Source organism: Bacillus sp. OV166, from assembly GCF_900177675.1.
Taxonomy (GTDB): domain Bacteria; phylum Bacillota; class Bacilli; order Bacillales; family Cytobacillaceae; genus Neobacillus.
Map to the genome: position 1 here is coordinate 5139317 of NZ_FXWM01000001.1, position 18342 is coordinate 5157658.

Consider the following 18342-nt stretch of genomic DNA (forward strand, 5'->3'; position numbering starts at 1 on the left):
CGGGTCTCCATGCATTACCGGAGGTCGAGCAAAGTCAGTTGGGTTTTGTGGTGTCTCGAATCCTGAAGGGCTTTCCATTGGATAACCTGTTGGCATTTGGCCATATCCTCCTGGCATTTGCTGGTCATAGCCCGCTGGCATTTGACCATATCCTCTTGGCACTTGTTGGTCATACCTTGCTGGCATTTGACCGTATCCTGCTGGCATTTGCTGACCAAAGCCCGCTGGCATTTGACCATATCCCCCTGGCGTTTGCTGGCCATATCCCGCTGGCATTTGACCATATCCTCCTGGCATTTGTTGGCCATATCCTGCTGGCATTTGACCATATCCTCCTGGCATTTGATGGTCATGGCCCGCTGGCATTTGACCATATCCTCCTGGCATTTGATGGTCATGGCCCGCTGGCATTTGACCATATCCTCCTGGCATTTGATGGTCATAGCCCGCTGGCGTTTGACCATATCCTCCTGGCATTTGTTGGCCAAAACCTGCTGGCATTTGTTGGCCAAAACCTTGTGGCATTTGACCATATCCTGCTGGGGCCATTGAAGGGTAACCCATTGGCTGCTGTGGTGATTGCGCACCCATTACTGCGCTCGGGTTATACGCTGGGTTCATAACAGGCAGCTGCGGCATAAAGGATGATGATTCATCATGGAACGGCGGCGCTACAAACGATGCACCTGCAACTGACGGAGCATTACCAGGATATCCACTTGGCTGCATTGGCATCGACATACCACCATCTTGCATTTGTTGATAAGGCATTGGCATCGACATACCACCATCTTGCATTTGCGAGTAAGGCATTGGCATCGGCATACCCCCACCTTGCATTTGCGGGTAAGGCATGAATGGGTTCATTTCCATCGGGAAACCAGCTCCAAATGGTGGACAGAATCCTGGGCCAGGCATGACTGGCGTAACTGGTACACAATAATCTTGTTGCGGTGCCACTTCTACAGGTGCTTCCATGACTGGTGGTGGAGCATAAACAATATTCTCTTTTATTGGAGTCTCTTTTATTGGTACTTCTTTGATTGGTACTTCTTTGATTGGCATTTCTTTTTTTGGTACTTCTTTGATTGGCACTTCTTTTTTTGGTACCTCTTTTATCTCAGGAAGTATATTGGCAGGTTTAGGCGGCTGTTGAACAGTCATATTTTGCATGTTCATCATGTAATAATTGTTGATATCTATTTCTGGGACTATTTGTAGAGGCATTTTTGGAGTATAAGGTACTTTTGGTACTTCTTTAATAATTGGTGCTTCTTTAATTGGTGCTGCTTTTATCGGTGCCTCCTTGATTGGAGCTTCCTTGATTGGTGCTGCCTTAATCGGTGCTTCTTTTACGGGTTTCTCTTTGACTAACGGTTGCTCAGCAAGCGGCTTTTCTTTCTTAACTCCTAAGTTGATTGTTGTACCTGGTTTTGTTCCCATCGGTGCTTCCTTTTTTATCGTTCCACCTGAAGTTGGGACCTTTAATTTCATACCGGGCATAATCATATCAGGGTTGCTGAGCTGTGAATTCATCTTTTTCAGCTCTTCAAAATTCACGCCGTACTTCTTGGCAATCTTCCAAAGAGTATCCCCTTTCTGTACGATATGGATCTTCACTCTGATTTCCCCTCCTATGGCATAAGTCCATATAGTCTATGTGATAATGGGCAAAGTGCTATCCTTCTTCACAAAAACTTATGCTATTTTTCAAAAGAATATGAATCCCCCCCTAAAATATAAAAAAGATGCAATCAGGTAAATTGCATCTTTTTTAACATTTATTATGAATTTTTTAACATCCGTTCAAGCGCTAATTTTGCATTTTCAGCAATCTCAGGACTTACTTTAATAATATTATTTGTCTCTTCTAGTGTATCTAGGCTCCAAACTAAATGCGGCAGATCAATTCGGTTCATGGTTAGACACGGACACATATGCGGATTTAACGAGATGATCTTTTTATCAGGGTGATTTTTTATTAAGCGATTGACAAGATTCATCTCCGTTCCAATCGCCCAAGCTGTTCCGGGCTCAGCACTTTCAATCGCTTTGATAATATAACTTGTTGATCCGGCCATATCCGCTAACTCCACTACCTCACGGCGGCATTCCGGATGAACGATAATTTTCATATCAGGATATTGACTGCGTGTATCGCTAACATTTTGGACAGTGAAATTCTCATGAACCGAGCAATGCCCTTTCCAAAGGATTACTTTAATTTTTGAAAAATCACCTTCGTATTCCAGGACATGATTAATTGGATTCCAAATCGCCATTTCGTCTAAACCTACGCCTAAATCAGCGGCAGTATTTCTGCCTAAATGCTGATCTGGTAAAAATAAAATCCGTTCTTTCATTTCAAATGCCCACTTAACCATCGTCTCTGCATTGGAGGAAGTGACCGTAGCCCCGCCATGTGCACCAACAAATGATTTAATTGCTGCGGTTGAATTGACATATGTTAATGGAAGAATCGTGTCTCCGAATATTTCCTGAAGCGATTCCCATGCTCTTTCTGTTTGCTGGATATCCGCCATATCAGCCATCGAACAACCTGCGCGCATATCAGGCAAGATCACCTTTTGCTTTTCACTTGTTAATATATCTGCTGTTTCTGCCATGAAATGTACACCACAGAAAACAATAAATTCAGCTTCTGTATTTTCAGCTGATAATTGTGCAAGTTGCAGGGAATCACCTGTCGCATCAGCAAACTGAACCACTTCGTCTTTTTGATAATGATGACCTGGAATAAACAGACGTGAACCGAGCTGTTTCTTTACCTCAATCACACGGTTTTCGAGTTCTTCTCTCGTCATTTGCTTGTATTTTTCAGGAATCATGATATTTTTTTGTAATGTAGCCAAAATATTCATTTTACTCATCTCCCTTATTCCAAAGTACTTTTACACTGATGTCGAGTGCTTTATATGAATGAGTTAAGTATCCAAGTGAGATATAATCTACACCTGTATCCCGAAAATCAGCAATATTGGCTAATTGGATTCCGCCTGAGGCTTCGGTAATGATGTTAGCTGGGACTAATTTTATCAATTCCTTAATTTCGTCAGGGGTCCGATTATCAAACATGATGACATCCGCCCCTGCATTTACGGCTTCAATCACTTGTGCTTCCGACTCCGTTTCCACTTCAACCTTCACCATATGACCGGCATTTTTGCGAATCGCTTCTACCGCCTTGTTAATCGAGCCGGCAAACGAAATGTGGTTGTCTTTAATCATGACCCCATCGTATAATCCAAAACGGTGATTAAAACCGCCCCCAGTGCGAACAGCGTATTTTTCAAGCATTCGGAGTCCCGGCGTAGTTTTCCGTGTATCACAAATTTTTGTATGTCCACTATCAAGGGTGGTAACTGTTTGACGAGTTAAGGTAGCAATCCCGCTCATCCGTTGAATAAGATTAAGGATGACTCTTTCCCCTTTTAATAAATCAGCTATTTTTCCAGAAACATGTGCTAACTTATCGCCGTATTTGATTGCTTGACCATCCTTCACAAACACTTGGGTTGAAATTTCGTTATTTAACAGCTGAAATCCGGTTTTGATAATTTCTTCTCCACAAAAAACACCATCATCTTTTGAAAGAAAAACAATTTCCCCATTTGTATCATCACCAAAGATTAGATCGGTCGTAATATCCTGTTCCCCGATATCTTCCATAAAAAATTTCTCAAGTTGCGAGCGCAGTTTCAATGTGTTCATTGGACTTCTCCATTCCCTGATTATAGTTATGAATAATTGATTTCCTTAACCAACTGTGATTTTCTTCTTTCGGATAATCACTTCTGAAGTGACCGCCCCGACTCTCTGTCCGCTTCAATGCAGATTCTGTGATTAGATTGGCGATGATCAGCATAAAAACCTTGGTCATGTCTTGTGCTGAACAAGTATCTAAATGGATTTTTTCGGCCTTATATTGGGATACCCACGCTTGCTGCTTTTTCAGATTTGCTTTATTTCGGACAATTCCAACCCGTTCCATCATTAATGCTTTAATCTTTTCAATGGATGGCAAATTCATTTTTTCTTCCTTCGTTGGATAATAAAAATAATCCTGCACGAAAACTTGTGATTCTTTACCCGCTTCATTGATCCATATCGACAACTGTTCCCCTTGAAATAATCCCTCTAATAAGGAATTACTAGCTAAACGATTCGCACCGTGCAATCCCGTGCAGGAGGCTTCCCCGATCGCATAAAGCCCATCAATCGAAGATCGTCCAATTAAATCGGTTTTAATTCCTCCCATTAAAAAATGACTTCCGGGTGCGACAGGGATTTTCCCATCCGTGATACGGATTCCATTGTCCTCACAAATAGAAGTAATCGAAGGAAATCTTTTACTAAATTCTTTAATTTTGCTTATATCCAAATAAATTTGTTTGCCTTTTTTTATAAATTCATAGATCCGTTGCGAGACCACATGCCTCGGGCCAAGATCTTTTAAGGGGTGGACACCCTCCATAATAGGAGTACCATCCTCGGTAACAAGGGTCGCCCCTTCTCCCCTAACGGCTTCAGAAATTAACCCCTTTGTTTCACCGTTTATAGATAAAAGCGTAGGGTGAAATTGAATAAATTCCATATCAACGAGATCAGCACCGGCTAAATAAGCCATCGCAATTCCATCGCCGCTGACTGTTTTAGCGTTGGAAGTGTAGGTATATAGTTGTCCGCAGCCGCCTGTCGCGATAATGACATGATTGCCGTAAAACCTTTGAATCGCACCTGTTGATATTTTGGCTTTAACACCTACACAACGTTTCTGTTCGGAATTTAGCAGTAATTCATAGGCGAAGACATTCTCTTCGACCGTGATATTTTTCTTAAGCTTGAGCTGACTGATCAGAAACTCCATGACGTTTTTGCCAGTGGCATCGCCACCGCCATGCACAATTCTCTTTTCGCTGTGAGCCCCTTCCATCCCAAGAAACAATTCCCCCGTTGGATCTTTATCAAATATATCCCCTTGGCGAGCAATGTTCTTGATCAGATCCGGTGCGGCATTAATGACTTGCTGAACAGCCTCTTGATTGTTGTGAAATCTTCCCGCTTCCAGCGTATCGACAATATGTTTAGAAGGGTGGTCATTTGCACCCAACGCTGCCGCAATCCCACCTTGGGCCAGATACGAATTTGCCGTTCGTAATTTTCCCTTTGTGAGAATTCTCACATTCAATTCATTATTTAATTGTACAGCCAGCTGTAAAGCGGCTATTCCACTTCCAATAATTAATACATCGTTATTTGTCATCAAATAATCCTCCTGACCTAACAGGTGTCTTGACATATATATTTACATAGATTTAAACTAAAAACAAGTATTTTTATAGAAAAGTAGAAATGCACGGTGTTAAACTTGGCTGTTGATTGCAGCGTAGGGCGCTTCGATCAACGTGGACTTTAAAATCAACAATGACCTTTACCACAACCAAAAAAAATTCGAGTATTGGAGATGTATGATGAAATATTTTGATTTTGCAGCAACAACTCCATTAGACCCTGAAGCAGCCGAAGTGTATTTGAAAGTTGCCACTGAATACTTTGGCAATTCCAGCAGCCTCCATGATATCGGAGGGCAATCAGCTGCCTTACTTGAAAATTGCCGCGAAGAACTGGCTAGTCTAGTTGGGGTTGATAAAAATGGGATATTCTTCACTAGTGGTGGATCTGAGGGGAATTTTTTAGCAATAGAAGCCTTGTTATCCTCCCAAAAAAAGAAAGGAAACCATATTATCGCAGGTGTGGCGGAACATTCATCCGTTCATGGTGCCCTTAACAGACTAAAGGAAACTGGCTATGACATCACATTGCTTCCGTTACATTCAAATGGTTTGATCAATCTTGAACAACTTGAAAAGTCGATTACACCAGAAACCATACTAATCACCCTGCAGCATGTTAATTCTGAGATTGGGACGATCCAGCCAATCGCTGAAATCGCTAAAATTTGCCAGGCCCACCATATTCATCTGCACAGCGATTTTGTTCAATCTTTTGGAAAAATGGATCTAAAATCAATTGCTCCGCATGTCAGCAGTTTTTCTTTTTCCGGGCATAAAATATATGGACCCAAAGGGATTGGGGGCGTCTATGTTCATCCCCGTATTAAATGGCAGTCGTTTTTTCCAGGGACCTCTCATGAAAAAGGATTCCGCCCAGGCACGGTCAATGTCCCTGCAATTGCCGCGATGACAGTCGCCGCACAGAAAATAACCGGAAACTTGCAAGCGGATCATAATAAATATCGATTGTTGCGGAAAGCTTTTATGGATTCGCTTGAGCCCATTAAGGAACAAGTGAAGATTTATCAAGGTGACCAAGGTTCGCAGCTCGCTAGTATTATCGGGCTTCGGATTTCCGGAATTGAGGGCCAATGGATGATGCTGGAATGCAATCGATTAGGGTTTGCGATTTCAACCGGCAGCGCCTGTCAGATTGGCATGCAGTCCCCGGCCAAAGTCACGCAGGCACTAGGATTAACGACTGAAGAAGCTAAAGAGTTTATCCGCATCTCTTTTGGCCATTCCACTAGCTTGGAGGATGTTATTCAACTTGGGGAAAGTATGGTTAAAATCGTGAATGCATTCAAGGCCGTTTCCGTTATATAAAAAATTTAAACTGTGCTAAAATAGGTAAACAGCAATAGAAATAGGAGGAATTATATGGTCGAGCAAAAAAAAATATTGGGAGAGGAAAGGAGGTCTTTAATTCTACAACAGTTAAAAGATAGCCCTGTCCCGCTGACAGGAAGTGAACTTGCCAATCGAACCAATGTAAGCAGACAGGTGATCGTTGGGGATATCACTCTTCTTAAGGCTAAAAATGAACCCATTATTGCAACCAGCCAAGGGTATATTTATTTAAAGCAAAACTCCAGCACTTATTCCTTTGAAAGAACAATCGCATGCAGACATTTACCGGAAGACACAGAAAGGGAGCTAAATCTGCTAGTTGACCATGGTGTGTTAGTGAAGGATGTAAAAATTGAACACACGGTTTACGGAGATTTGACCGCATCGATTATGGTTTCAAATCGCCAAGAAGTTAAACAATTCTTGGAAAACATGCAAAAAACCAAAGCCTCCTTATTATCTGAGTTAACGGAAGGAATCCACCTTCATACCATTTCAGCCTCAAGCACCCAAGTCTTAGATAAAGCCGAAGCAGCCCTTAAGGCAGAAGGTTTTATGATTGAATAGAGCCTTGATAGACAGAGTAGAGTAAGAAACTGATTTCAGAGGGATAGCCTTTCGGCTATCTCTTTTACTTTCAGTTCCTCCTCATCAAACCGTACGTGAAGTTTTCCCTCATACGGCTTTCCGACGTTCTTCTTTCTTTGGCGTTACAGAGACTAACTAGCCAATTTCACCAATATATGACCAATCTCATTCCTTACGTCTGTTAAATTCCCATGTTTCTTATGCCTATTTCTTTTCTTGTTATAGTGGGGAGATAACACCACCTTGCGGTGTTCCATTAATCGGATTTCTTATTTTACCTTCCTCCATAATGCCTGCCTTCAGCCACTTACGAATTAGCTTTATGACTCTTCGGTCACTAATACGTTGCTCGACCAACTTTATCAATTTCTCTTGGTTGATGTTATCAAAATATCCTTGGATATCGACGTCGACTACCCAAAAACATTTCTTACTCGCTTTTCGTATCTTTGCCATGGCTTGATGGGCATTACGTTTAGGACGATAACCAAATGAGCATTCATGAAAGTCTGCTTCAAAAATAGGTTCAATAACCATCTTGGTTGCCATTTGCGCAACTCGATCTTTAATGGTGGGAATACCTAATGGACGCTTCTTTCCGTCATCCTTTGGTATGTAGGTTCTTAGGACTGGATTGGGATGATATCTATTCTCTTTCAACTCTAGGTAGAGTTCGTTCAAGAATTTCTTCTCTCCATATTCCTCGACGATATTTACAATCGACTGTCCATCTACGCCTCCACTGCCTTTCTTTCGTTTCACACGTTGCCACGCTTCCCATAGAATGTCAGGACGATAGATTTTGTCATATAATGCATGAAATTTGCGACCAGTGTTTTCCTTGGCACAAAGATATAACGTCTTCCAGAGTTCTTGAGCTTTTGCATTATTGGTGTAGTTAGCCATTTTCTTGGCATTCACTCACTCTTACCTCCTTCCAACATATGAACGAAGTAGGGTACTGGCTTTTGCCGTCCTTCCCTAGACAATGTTATGTTGTCATTGCCATCATTGGTACTATGACCCCCTCCGACTCCCTCTCATCCTCCACCATTTCGTGTACACTTATAGGTTTCTGCTTTACTTTTGTAAGAAAGTGACGAGGAGGGTATCCCCAGTTCCGTTATTTACTTTCCTAACATGTCGTTCCCCTTACCCCGAGAGATTCTTCGGTGCTGCTGTTCCAAGTTCTTCACACCTTCCATGGTCTTCGCCCATATTATCAAGGCTCGACTTCTCTTTAGCCACCAAGAGTGGGTTCCTTTGACGAGACGGCAGGATTCACTTTATGTTACAACCTGTTAGTTTGCTCGCACTCTGCTAGAGAGTTACTTTGTCACAGGGCTTCAACCTTAGAATTTCTTCACCAGTTGCCTGTCAGCTACTGAGCGCCTTGGTACTTACTCAGATTGGACTTTCACCAATTAGCAATTAACGGCTTGCTGGGCACGCACAATAAAAGGACCCGAAATTCTCGGGTCCTTTAGTTATTAATCCAATTTCACCATAACGGATGGATAGCTTCCTAATAATTTAACACTACAGCCTAATGCCTCTAACTCAGCCATTGCTCCAGGTATCAATACCTCATCAAATTCCATTTCGATATCAATAATGAAAAAATAATTGCCAATTCCAGTTTTCATCGGCCGAGATTCAATTTTTGATAAGTTTAACTTTCTCCAGGCGAACGCTGATAACACTTGATGAAGGGCTCCCGCTTGGTCGTCCTCAGGCAATGTAACCATCAGTGTCGTTTTGTAATGGGATGAACCACTCATGGCCTGGAAATCAAAATTCTCTTTTGTTAGGACCACAAACCGCGTGTGATTATGGTCAAAATCATGGATGTTTCTTTGGACTATCGCCAACCCATATTCTTTCGCCGCTAATTCATTCGCAATCGCGGCCGCTTTTAAGTCAGGCTGTTCCATTACCATTTGCGCCGCTGCTGCAGTGGAAGACACACTCTCAAACGGCACTCCTTTTAATTGATTATGTAAAAATTTATGGCACTGGGCAATCGCATGGGAGTGGCTGTATACCTTACTCACATCACGCCAATTGTCCATATTATCAGGATGAACCATCAAATGCTGCTTAATGGGTAACGTAATTTCACCAATAATCGGGATCTGAACAACATGTGTTAAATAATCAAGTGTAATATTTACAGAGCCTTCCAAAGCGTTCTCAATTGGAACGACAGCAAGATCCACTTCTTTATCTACGATGGCATCGACACTTGCAGGAATCGTCTGATAGGGCACAAGTTCAAATCCTTGAAAAACCTTTTTCACTGCTAACTCTGTGAATGTAGCCTTTGGTCCTAAATATCCAACCTTCACTATTTCCCCACTCCCCTTATTTTTTTAAAAAGAAAGCTGAGAGCCGGTTGTAGTTTTTCTCCTACACACCTGTTCCCAGCACTTCTACCTTCTCTACAAATTCGAGTTTCCTTAGTTCTTTAAGTAACTCATCTATTTCCATCGTAATGTTTGAAGTGTTTAATGAGAGTGTCACATTCGCCCTGCTTTGCAACGGAATCGTTTGGTGAAGGGTAACAATATTGCAGCCTGAATTGGCCACAACACTGAGCAATTTTGATAGCGTGCCTGAACGATCTTCTAGGTGAAAGAAAAGCGAGATAATCTTCTCCTTTTTAATAGACGAAAAAGGAAAAACAGTATCTCTATATTTATAAAAGGCACTTCTGCTTAAATCCGCTTTATGAACTGCATCTGCAATTGATTCCGCCTTACCTCTCTCAAGCATTTCCTTGACATCAAGCGTTTTTTTCATCGCTTCTGGCAACACATCTTCACGCACTAAGTAAAATTTTTTATCAGCGTTTTCCATTTTTATCACCCTACCTTGATCTCTTCAGGGCCTTTCCTTCTACTCAATAAACTCGAATTCAAACTCCATTAATTTCACAATATCCCCGTCTTTTGCTCCTCTTTCCCTTAACGCTTCATCAACACCAAGACCACGAAGTTGACGTGCAAAACGGCGGACGGATTCTTCTCTTGAGAAGTCTGTCATCTTAAAGAGCTTATCTGTTTTTTCACCAGAGACAACAAATGACCCATCAGGTTCTCTCGTAATTCTAAATGCTTCCGGCTCTGCTTCGTGCTTATAAAGAACACGATGGACACCCGTTGTTTCCTCTTCTTCATGTTCAAGTGGAAATTCTGGTGTTTCCTCGATCTTATCAGCTACAGCAAACAATAGCTCACGTAGTCCTTTTCTTGTTACGGCTGAAATAGGGAAGATTGGAAAATCCTCTTCCAGCTGCTCCTTAAACTTTTTCAAGTTTTCCTCTGCTTCAGGCATATCCATTTTATTAGCAACGATAACTTGTGGCCGTTCTGTCAAGCGCAGGTTATACTCTTTTAATTCCTTGTTGATTGTAAGGTAGTCCTCATAAGGGTCTCTGCCTTCCATTGCAGCCATATCAATCACATGGACAATAACCCTTGTCCGTTCTATATGACGTAAGAATTGATGGCCGAGGCCAACCCCTTCACTTGCCCCTTCAATCAAACCTGGAAGGTCTGCCATAACAAAGCTTCTGCCGTCTTCCGTTTCTACCATACCAAGATTCGGAACAATTGTGGTAAAATGGTACTCGGCGATTTTCGGTCTTGCCGATGATACAACCGATAATAGCGTCGATTTACCAACACTTGGGAATCCAACTAATCCGACATCAGCAAGCAGCTTCAATTCAAGAATGACTTCACGTTCTTGGCCTGGTTCTCCATTTTCAGATAGCTCTGGTGCTGGATTGGCCGGGGTTGCAAATCGTGAATTTCCACGTCCGCCACGGCCCCCTCTTGCAATAATTGCCTGCTGTCCATTCTCGACTAAATCAGCAAGGACTTCCTTCGTTTTTTCATCAATGACCACTGTTCCAGGCGGTACCTTAACAATCATATCCTTTGCACCGGCACCGTGCTGGTTTTTGGACATGCCATGCTCGCCGCGTGGTGCTTTAAAGTGACGCTGATAACGGAAATCCATTAAAGTCCGCAAGCCCTCATTTACTTCAAACACAACATTGGCACCTTTACCGCCATCTCCGCCAGCTGGACCGCCTTTTGGTATATATTTTTCCTTACGAAACGCAACCATACCATTTCCGCCATCTCCGGCTTTTACATAAATCTTCGTTTGATCAACAAACATCTTATTCCTCCAGTCTGCATATCGAATTACCTTCTGTCACGAAAAATATCTCAGCTTTAGCCTATCTTTTTTGAATAGGGATAAAAACTTCTACTGCGAGTTCGCTTTCTGAGAGTTCCTTGACCACTACATCCAGTAGAATTTTGGGGTCTGCAAGGAATGCTTCAATTAATTCACTTTTTATTATTATTCCGCTAAAATCAAAAAAGAAACGAACTCCCTCTGATTGCGGATCAATTGATATTGATAAATGATTTTCTTGGAATGCTTCAATTGCCTCATTTAAACACTCAAAAAAAAGGCAAGTCCACTTTGTGATCTGTTCTTCATTAATTTGAAAGGATTCCGAATCTTGAAGGACCTCATATTCAAGCTTAAAGGAAGGATTCTCCCAATTAGCTTTTAATAGCAGTGAGGCAAATAAAGGCATTTTTAAATTCGTTAGCCGTGATTCATGCTGTGCTTCAATGATAATTTCATCAATGACCGCTTTTGCCCGGTCGATTCGATTTAAATCCAAGTTCCCCTTAATAAGCTGAAGCCTATTTAACCAATCATGTCGAGAATGCCGGAGCACCTCAACTATATCCCATTCTTTCTCCATACGTACACTCCCACATTAAGTGTCACAACACTATTTTGCTGATAGTATATCAAAAAAATAACCCTGAGTAAGCAATTTTATGTGATGAAAGATCATTAGAGGCAAAAAGAAGCATCTACGAAGTCGTTTTCCTGAAGAATATATGGAAGGAAAAATTCGTTAGCAAAAAGAAAACTCTAACCAAACAGGTTAGAGTTTTCGCTAGTTACCTTAAGCTTCTTGAGCTACTGGATAAACGCTCACTTTTTTGCGATCACGTCCGAAACGTTCAAATTTCACAACGCCGTCAACTTTTGCAAAAAGAGTATCGTCTCCTCCACGGCCAACGTTTTCACCTGGGTAAATCTTTGTACCGCGTTGACGGTATAGGATTGAACCACCAGATACAAATTGTCCGTCTGCACGCTTAGCACCAAGACGCTTAGCGTGTGAGTCACGACCGTTCCTTGTAGAACCTACACCTTTTTTAGATGCAAACAACTGAAGATCTAATTTTAATAACATTTATTCCACCTCCTACTTTTTGAAGGTAATCTTTATGTGCTTTCCGTATTCTTCTTCAATCGTACGCAATGAAACAGTCATACCTTCTAGAAGAAGTTGTACTTTCTCATAAATGTCTTCCGAAAGATGTTCCGGTACAACACAGCGGAGAAAGCCGTCCTCATGCTCAATCTCGGGCGTGACACCTGTTAGGGCGTGCACAGCGTTGATTGCTCCAATGGATACTGCAGATACGCCTGCACAGACGATATCCTTGCCTCGATTGGCGAAAAATGCATGACCACTTATTTCGAATGATTGAATAAATCCGGACTCTGTACGATTAATCGTAATTTGAATCATCTATGATTCAACACCTTACGCGTTGATTTTTTCGATGATTACTTTAGTGTAAGGTTGACGATGACCTTGCTTCTTACGGTTGTTTTTCTTCGCCTTGTACTTGAAAACAATGATTTTCTTTTGACGGCCTTGTTTTTCAACTTTAGCTGTAACTGTAGCGCCTGCAACAACAGGGCTTCCTACTTTTACACTTTCACCGCCAACGAAAAGAACCTTGTCAAAAGTAACTGTTTCACCAGCTTCAACATCTAATTTTTCGATGTAGATAGCTTGGCCTTCTTCAACTTTCAATTGTTTACCGCCAGTTTCGATAATTGCGTACATGAACTGCACCTCCTTATAAACTCAGACTCGCCATACACAGGCGCTTATAGCAAAATACTAAAGGCTTACTACCTGTTCTGTGCGGTTGTAGCACGGGTGCTACAAACATAACATTAAAATCCTAACATAATATAGGCAAAAGTGTCAATAGATATTTAGGAACTTGATTAGGAATCAAATACTTTTTCTGAGATCTCACTCACATTGCCGAACTGCTTCAAAAGATAATAATGGCGGGCAGAAGGCTGAACTGAAAAATATAGTTTGATATGCATTAGCTCCTCTAATGCTTGCCGGTGGGCTTCATTCAGTCCTAACAGCACCTCTTTCACCGCTTGAGTTGTTTCCACCAAGACAGCCTCAAATTCAGAATTTCGGTGCTCTAGCAGCTCCCGTTCAAGCCTAAAGCCAACCGTTTCAGGACTAAGGATTCGGCCCGTTCCATCACAAACAGGGCATTTCACCTCAAGTGCCTCAGAAAGTGTGACCTTGGTCTTTTTCCTCGTCAGTTGTAGAATACCTAGCGGTGTAAAGCCAATCATTTTTGTTCTTTTTTGATCCTTAGTTAATTCCGTTTCAATCAGCTTGAGAATCGTTTCCTTGTCCTCAGCGCGTGTCATGTCAATGAAATCAATGAGAACAATTCCGCCAATATCGCGCAGACGTAGTTGCCTTACCACTTCTTTTGCGGCTAACTGGTTGGTTTTTAATACCGTGTCTTGATAATTGGTCTTTCCGGAAAATTTCCCGGTATTCACATCAATAATCGTTAACGCTTCGGTTTCGTCAAAAATAAGGTAAGCACCATTATCAAGCCAGACAATATGCTTGAGGGCTTTATCAATTTCATGTTCCACTTTATGTACAGAAAAAATATTCTCTTTTCCATTGTAGTAAATAGGTTTGACCTGATCATTTTTTTCCTCGGCTAGCTTTTTTAGCGCTAAATCATCAACGATTACTTCCCCGCTTTTCATTCTAGCTACTTGGTCCATAATCATTTCGATAAAGGTATCTTTTTGAAAAATGATCCCTGGTTTTTTCATCGTGGCCACTTTTTGCAACAGTTCTTGATAGTTCTCGCGCAGGTTCATTAGTTCTGAAAGGATTTCATCTTCTGTACTCGTTATCGATGAGGTACGGAAAATGATCCCCTCTTCCTCTGTTTTCAAACGACTGCCGCTCCGGTGAAGTTTTGCTTTTTGACCTTCGTCAGCGATTTTTTTAGAAACCGCCACATAGCGGCCTTTTGGCATGTAGATGAGATTGGGCCCTTGTATTTCAATAATTCCCGTTACGCGAGCACCTTTCGTCCCCGTTGCATCCTTATCGACCTGAACCAACATTTTTTCACCTTGGTGGGCAAACGAGGTGACAGACTTTTGTTTTTCGGCAGATAAGAGATAGGAAGGAAGTACATCACGGTGTAAATACGCATTTTTCTCTTCTCCAATATCAATGAATAATGCATTCATCCCCGGCAATACTTTTGTCACAGTCCCAAAATAAATATTACCGACCAGTGATCGATGCTCTGGTCGGTCAAAAACGATATTTTCAACGCGGTTATCTTTCAGATAAGCAAATCGCTTTTCGCGTGAATTGTAATTAATAATTAGTGTTTCCAATCAAGCGACCTCACTTTTTTCTTTTTATTATATACTTTTTTAATAGGCTTGTTAAACTTGTCTGTTGATTTCCGCTCCAGGCGCTTCGCTTTCCGCGGGCGGTCCGGGGAGCCTCCTCGGCGCTCTACGCGCCTGCGGGGTCTCCCCTGCCCCGTCCTCCCGCAGGAGTCTCGCGCCTTCCGCTCCAATCAACATAGTGTTTAATAAGAAAAGAGGAGGTCGCTGATTTTATCGGTTAGACGTTTTTCGGTAAAATAGGCGTGCAATAGTTCATTTTCATCTAACATCCCTTTTTCTTTGCCGTCTGCTTCGACGATGATTGGATGTTTACAGCCACGTTGAAATTTTTCTAAGACGTGAATAAGTAGCTCCTGTTCATTGGCCTCAATTGGTTTCAAGGTCCGAAGACTGGATTTTTTCCCATAATAACGCTCCAGCAAGAATCTCATGAAAATATAGCGCCGCTGCTTCCATTCATGGTAAAGCGAGAAATAAAGGAAGGCAATGATGACCCAGACATTGATATGTGTCGGGGCAGCGATCACTATCACCAGTGAAAAGATGGATAGGCTGACCAACGAAAGGATGAGCGTTAGGCGATGGGCGATCGGGAAGGAACTTTTTAATGAGAAAAGTAAGAATACCAGTTTCCCGCCATCCAGCGGCCAAACCGGAAAAAAGTTAAAAACAAAAATCATGAGATTATAGCTTAAGAATAGCTGAAAAAGGTCTTCAGGCATTAAGTTGACGGTAACCAACCCATAGGCTAGGGCGACCATCCACACATGCTGCAGCGGCCCTGCAAGGACGACTATCGTCTCTTCTCTTAACGGCCGATTGCCATGTTCATCCATTTCGGCAACCCCGCCAAACGGGAGCAGGGTAATTTTCCGGATTCTCCATGAAAAAAAAGAAGCTGCAGCAGCATGCCCCATTTCATGAATAAAAATGATCCCAAGCAACAAGCAAACCTCAAGGAAATGAGCGGTCACAATTGAAAGTCCAATCACAATCCACAACAAGGGATGGATAGAGATAAGTCGGAATAAATTCATGGCTCTATTCAAAGCGTATCACCTGAATTGGGTCGATGAAATCATCGCCTTTTTTTATGGCAAAGTAATATTTTCCTTTGGTTTTATCTTCTCCTGCCGACACTGAGACCGTACCAACTACTTTTCTTTTATCGATATATTCATATAAGTTAACCTTGATTTGGTCCAAGTTACCGTACCATGTTTCGGTCGCATCGGAATGCTGAATAATGACCGTTTTCCCCAATCCTTCTTTCACCCCTGCGAAGGTAACGATGCCATCATTAATGGTTTGGACGGACGCCCCTTTTCCTGTTTCAATCATGATACCTTGGCCATTTTTTTCAAAGTTTTCAAGGATTTTCCCCATTGCTGGTACGGAAAATTCCTTTTCAGCCACCTCTTTTTTCCCAGTTTGATCTTTTTCAGAAAATGGCAGTAGTGCCAGTGGTTTCCCAAACTTGCTTTCGTACCAGTTTGAAACGGTCGCAAATTTAAAATCCTTGTCCATTGTTTTCATGACCACGTCTCTAGCTGGCTCAAAAGTAGCGGAATGGTTCCTAAATAGTATCGCTATCACTAAAAACAGGAGGACAGAGGACAATATTTTGAAAAAAAATACTTCCTTCTTAAACAATGGATGCCCATCATCGCCATTACTGCTTCCTGATGAAGTAAACTGATTGAATCCATATTTTTCATCGTCACTAGGCCAATCAATTTGGCGGTCGGGACTTTTTACAGATGTTGCTCCAGTATCATTTTTTCGCTTTGCGATTCGTCGCCTTATTTCTTCCGGTGTAGACCGCGCCATCCCCATCACCCCTTTTCCCACTAATTTGTACAAGTCTATGAGGGAAAAGGGAAGAGTATGTCTGAAAAATAAAAGCAGCCTGTCCACAAGTTAGTGGGCAGGCTGTTTGAGAAAAGTAGGCGCTTCCGCTTTTTGTATTAACGAACTCCGAAGAATTTTTTAATTTTTTTAAAGACACCTTTGTCTGCGTCTTCGAGTGACTGAAGCGGGATGGATTCACCGAGAATCCGTCTGGCAATATTTCGATAAGCAATCGATGCTTTGTTATTCGGATTCAGAGCAATCGGTTCACCGTGGTTAGAAGCTTTAATAACCTCGTCATCATCTGCTACAATTCCGATGAGCTCGATGGAAAGATGCTGGGTAACTTCGTCAATCTCAAGCATATCACCAGTCTTCACCATATGATTTCGAATTCGGTTGATCACTAATTTGGGCGACTCCATATCCGGTTGTTTTTCGAGCAGACCAATGATTCGGTCTGCATCGCGTACAGCAGATGCCTCTGGCGTTGTAACAACAATCGCTTTATCTGCTCCAGCAATGGCGTTATGAAAACCCTGCTCAATTCCGGCAGGACAATCAATAATGATATAATCGTAGTCTTGCTTTAATTCTAAAATCAAATCTTTCATCTGTTCTGGCTTCACAGCGGATTTATCCACCGTTTGCGCCGCTGGCAGTAAGTATAATAACCCGTCAAATCGTTTGTCCTTCACAAGGGCTTGATGGATTTTACATCTTTTTTCAACGACATCGACCAGATCATAAATGATTCTGTTTTCCAGTCCCATTACAACGTCCAAGTTCCGAAGACCGATGTCTGTATCTACTAAACATACTTTTTTTCCTTGAAGGGCTAATGATGTGCCGATATTAGCAGAAGTTGTTGTTTTTCCTACTCCACCCTTACCGGATGTAATTACTATTGCTTCTCCCACTTTAATGTCCCCCTTCTAATCTCGTTAAATTAGGTCTTAATTGGATTAAAACTTGCAATCTATCAATAATGATTTGACGTTCATCATCTATATAAGCACATTCCATTTCCCGTTTTTCATTGCTTTGGACGCTGTCTGGTGCTCTATTTAAACAATCACTAATTCTAAGCTGGGATGGTTTCATATTTGACGCAGCAATGACTGCTTGCTCATTGCCATAGCAGCCGGCGTGGGCCATACCTTTTAATGTCCCCATGATAAAAATGTTACCGCCGGCCATCACCGTTCCACCTGGATTGACATCACCAATTAATAGCAGGTCTCCTGGTACTTCGAGGACTTGTCCTGAACGAATGATTCTAGAAACCGTCATGACCTCTGTTTCGGCGATTAGACGCTCAGCTTCTTCTTTCGTGATTACGTTTGATTCAATCTCTTCAACCACAAAATTCTTCTTTTTGAGAATTAAGTTTTTTAGTTCCTCCCGCTGCGATTCCGTTATATAGCGGTTGCCGATTGCCACCTTGACAGAGGTTAATTGTCGCTCATCCTGTGTACTGGAGTTAGCTGAGAGCTTATGATCGAGTTCCCTTTTTAGTTCTTCGTAGGAACAGGTATCATCAAGATGAAGGACGAGACCTTCCTTCGTTCCTTTTATTGTAACATTTTGCCGTTTTTTCATGGAGAAATATTCACCTCATAATAAG

General features: G+C 41.9%; 19 protein-coding genes, 1 pseudogene and 1 other annotated feature. Of the genes and pseudogenes, 3 read left to right on the forward strand and 17 right to left on the reverse strand.

The window, feature by feature from the left end; translation table 11 throughout:
* Positions 1-1054 precede the first annotated feature (1054 nt).
* Positions 1055-1156, forward strand: a complete 102-nt coding sequence (locus CCK98_RS37115; RefSeq protein WP_369446392.1) for a hypothetical protein — start codon at positions 1055-1057, stop codon at positions 1154-1156.
* A gap of 329 nt (positions 1157-1485) precedes the next feature.
* On the opposite strand, the pseudogene safA reads toward CCK98_RS37115, so the two are convergent.
* The 4 genes and pseudogenes from safA to nadB form a co-directional block, all read right to left on the reverse strand.
* Positions 1486-1620 (reverse strand): annotated as a pseudogene (safA, locus tag CCK98_RS37120) (SafA/ExsA family spore coat assembly protein); the annotation flags it as partial.
* Positions 1621-1784: 164 nt separating this feature from the next.
* Positions 1785-2882, reverse strand: a complete 1098-nt coding sequence (nadA, locus tag CCK98_RS25330; protein ID WP_088089129.1) for a quinolinate synthase NadA — start codon at positions 2880-2882, stop codon at positions 1785-1787.
* Between the two features lies 1 nt (position 2883).
* Complete coding sequence (gene nadC / locus CCK98_RS25335) at positions 2884-3732, reverse strand: carboxylating nicotinate-nucleotide diphosphorylase (RefSeq protein WP_088089130.1); 849 nt, start codon at positions 3730-3732, stop codon at positions 2884-2886.
* A complete protein-coding gene (gene nadB, locus CCK98_RS25340; RefSeq protein ID WP_088089131.1) occupies positions 3701-5284 on the reverse strand; it encodes an L-aspartate oxidase in 1584 nt (527 codons plus the stop codon). Before nadB ends, nadC begins: the two co-directional genes overlap by 32 nt.
* A 205-nt stretch (positions 5285-5489) precedes the next feature.
* On the opposite strand from nadB, the gene CCK98_RS25345 reads away from it, so the two are divergent.
* Together CCK98_RS25345 and CCK98_RS25350 are read left to right on the forward strand one after the other, a co-directional pair.
* Complete coding sequence (locus CCK98_RS25345; protein WP_256942459.1) at positions 5490-6641, forward strand: IscS subfamily cysteine desulfurase; 1152 nt, start codon at positions 5490-5492, stop codon at positions 6639-6641.
* Positions 6642-6695: 54 nt separating this feature from the next.
* Entirely contained in the window at positions 6696-7232 is a 537-nt protein-coding gene (locus CCK98_RS25350) for a transcription repressor NadR (RefSeq protein ID WP_088089133.1), read from the forward strand.
* Positions 7233-7472: 240 nt separating this feature from the next.
* Here CCK98_RS25350 and CCK98_RS25355 read toward each other — a convergent pair whose 3' ends face one another.
* The 13 genes from CCK98_RS25355 to minC all read right to left on the reverse strand — a co-directional run bounded on the left by CCK98_RS25355 (position 7473) and on the right by minC (position 18317).
* Positions 7473-8174, reverse strand: coding sequence for a reverse transcriptase domain-containing protein (locus CCK98_RS25355; protein WP_088089134.1), 702 nt, complete (start codon positions 8172-8174; stop codon positions 7473-7475).
* Between the two features lie 569 nt (positions 8175-8743).
* Positions 8744-9601, reverse strand: a complete 858-nt coding sequence (gene pheA, locus CCK98_RS25360) for a prephenate dehydratase (protein WP_088089135.1) — start codon at positions 9599-9601, stop codon at positions 8744-8746.
* 61 nt (positions 9602-9662) lie between these two features.
* Entirely contained in the window at positions 9663-10112 is a 450-nt protein-coding gene (locus CCK98_RS25365; protein WP_168245215.1) for an ACT domain-containing protein, read from the reverse strand.
* A 39-nt stretch (positions 10113-10151) separates the two neighbouring features.
* Positions 10152-11444 carry a GTPase ObgE gene (obgE, locus tag CCK98_RS25370; protein WP_088089136.1) on the reverse strand — a complete coding sequence of 431 codons (1293 nt, stop codon included), beginning with the start codon at positions 11442-11444 and terminating at the stop codon, positions 10152-10154.
* Between the two features lie 61 nt (positions 11445-11505).
* Entirely contained in the window at positions 11506-12048 is a 543-nt protein-coding gene (locus CCK98_RS25375) for a sporulation initiation phosphotransferase B (RefSeq protein ID WP_088089137.1), read from the reverse strand.
* A gap of 210 nt (positions 12049-12258) precedes the next feature.
* Positions 12259-12552 carry a 50S ribosomal protein L27 gene (gene rpmA / locus CCK98_RS25380; RefSeq protein ID WP_066257887.1) on the reverse strand — a complete coding sequence of 98 codons (294 nt, stop codon included), beginning with the start codon at positions 12550-12552 and terminating at the stop codon, positions 12259-12261.
* Positions 12553-12564: 12 nt separating this feature from the next.
* Positions 12565-12894: a ribosomal-processing cysteine protease Prp gene (locus CCK98_RS25385; RefSeq protein WP_088089138.1), complete on the reverse strand. Its 330-nt coding sequence runs from the start codon at positions 12892-12894 to the stop codon at positions 12565-12567.
* A 15-nt stretch (positions 12895-12909) separates the two neighbouring features.
* Positions 12910-13218, reverse strand: coding sequence for a 50S ribosomal protein L21 (gene rplU / locus CCK98_RS25390; RefSeq protein WP_088089139.1), 309 nt, complete (start codon positions 13216-13218; stop codon positions 12910-12912).
* Between the two features lie 13 nt (positions 13219-13231).
* Positions 13232-13315: a sequence feature (ribosomal protein L21 leader region), on the reverse strand.
* Between the two features lie 70 nt (positions 13316-13385).
* The gene (locus CCK98_RS25395) at positions 13386-14846 is read right to left on the reverse strand and encodes an Rne/Rng family ribonuclease (RefSeq protein WP_088089140.1); all 1461 of its coding nucleotides are present in this window, start codon (positions 14844-14846) and stop codon (positions 13386-13388) included.
* Between the two features lie 200 nt (positions 14847-15046).
* A complete protein-coding gene (locus CCK98_RS25400) occupies positions 15047-15913 on the reverse strand; it encodes a M50 family metallopeptidase (RefSeq protein WP_088089141.1) in 867 nt (288 codons plus the stop codon).
* Positions 15906-16694 (reverse strand): M23 family metallopeptidase, encoded by a 789-nt coding sequence (locus CCK98_RS25405; protein WP_179195925.1) that lies wholly within the window; start codon positions 16692-16694, stop codon positions 15906-15908. Before CCK98_RS25405 ends, CCK98_RS25400 begins: the two co-directional genes overlap by 8 nt.
* Positions 16695-16831: 137 nt before the next feature.
* Positions 16832-17635: a septum site-determining protein MinD gene (minD, locus tag CCK98_RS25410; RefSeq protein ID WP_088089143.1), complete on the reverse strand. Its 804-nt coding sequence runs from the start codon at positions 17633-17635 to the stop codon at positions 16832-16834.
* Position 17636: 1 nt separating this feature from the next.
* Entirely contained in the window at positions 17637-18317 is a 681-nt protein-coding gene (gene minC, locus CCK98_RS25415; RefSeq protein ID WP_088089144.1) for a septum site-determining protein MinC, read from the reverse strand.
* Between the last annotated feature and the right edge of the window lie 25 nt (positions 18318-18342).

Bases quoted from the DNA above. Each gene is read 5' to 3' on its own strand.
- rpmA (WP_066257887.1), bottom strand. From the start codon at position 12,552: ATGTTATTAAAATTAGATCTTCAGTTGTTTGCATCTAAAAAAGGTGTA.
- CCK98_RS25375 (WP_088089137.1), bottom strand. From the start codon at position 12,048: ATGGAGAAAGAATGGGATATAGTTGAGGTGCTCCGGCATTCTCGACAT.
- CCK98_RS25365 (WP_168245215.1), bottom strand. From the start codon at position 10,112: ATGGAAAACGCTGATAAAAAATTTTACTTAGTGCGTGAAGATGTGTTG.
- CCK98_RS25405 (WP_179195925.1), bottom strand. From the start codon at position 16,694: ATGGCGCGGTCTACACCGGAAGAAATAAGGCGACGAATCGCAAAGCGA.
- obgE (WP_088089136.1), bottom strand. From the start codon at position 11,444: ATGTTTGTTGATCAAACGAAGATTTATGTAAAAGCCGGAGATGGCGGA.
- nadA (WP_088089129.1), bottom strand. From the start codon at position 2,882: ATGAATATTTTGGCTACATTACAAAAAAATATCATGATTCCTGAAAAA.
- rplU (WP_088089139.1), bottom strand. From the start codon at position 13,218: ATGTACGCAATTATCGAAACTGGCGGTAAACAATTGAAAGTTGAAGAA.
- nadB (WP_088089131.1), bottom strand. From the start codon at position 5,284: ATGACAAATAACGATGTATTAATTATTGGAAGTGGAATAGCCGCTTTA.
- CCK98_RS25350 (WP_088089133.1), top strand. From the start codon at position 6,696: ATGGTCGAGCAAAAAAAAATATTGGGAGAGGAAAGGAGGTCTTTAATT.
- CCK98_RS25385 (WP_088089138.1), bottom strand. From the start codon at position 12,894: ATGATTCAAATTACGATTAATCGTACAGAGTCCGGATTTATTCAATCA.
- minC (WP_088089144.1), bottom strand. From the start codon at position 18,317: ATGAAAAAACGGCAAAATGTTACAATAAAAGGAACGAAGGAAGGTCTC.
- CCK98_RS25345 (WP_256942459.1), top strand. From the start codon at position 5,490: ATGATGAAATATTTTGATTTTGCAGCAACAACTCCATTAGACCCTGAA.
- nadC (WP_088089130.1), bottom strand. From the start codon at position 3,732: ATGAACACATTGAAACTGCGCTCGCAACTTGAGAAATTTTTTATGGAA.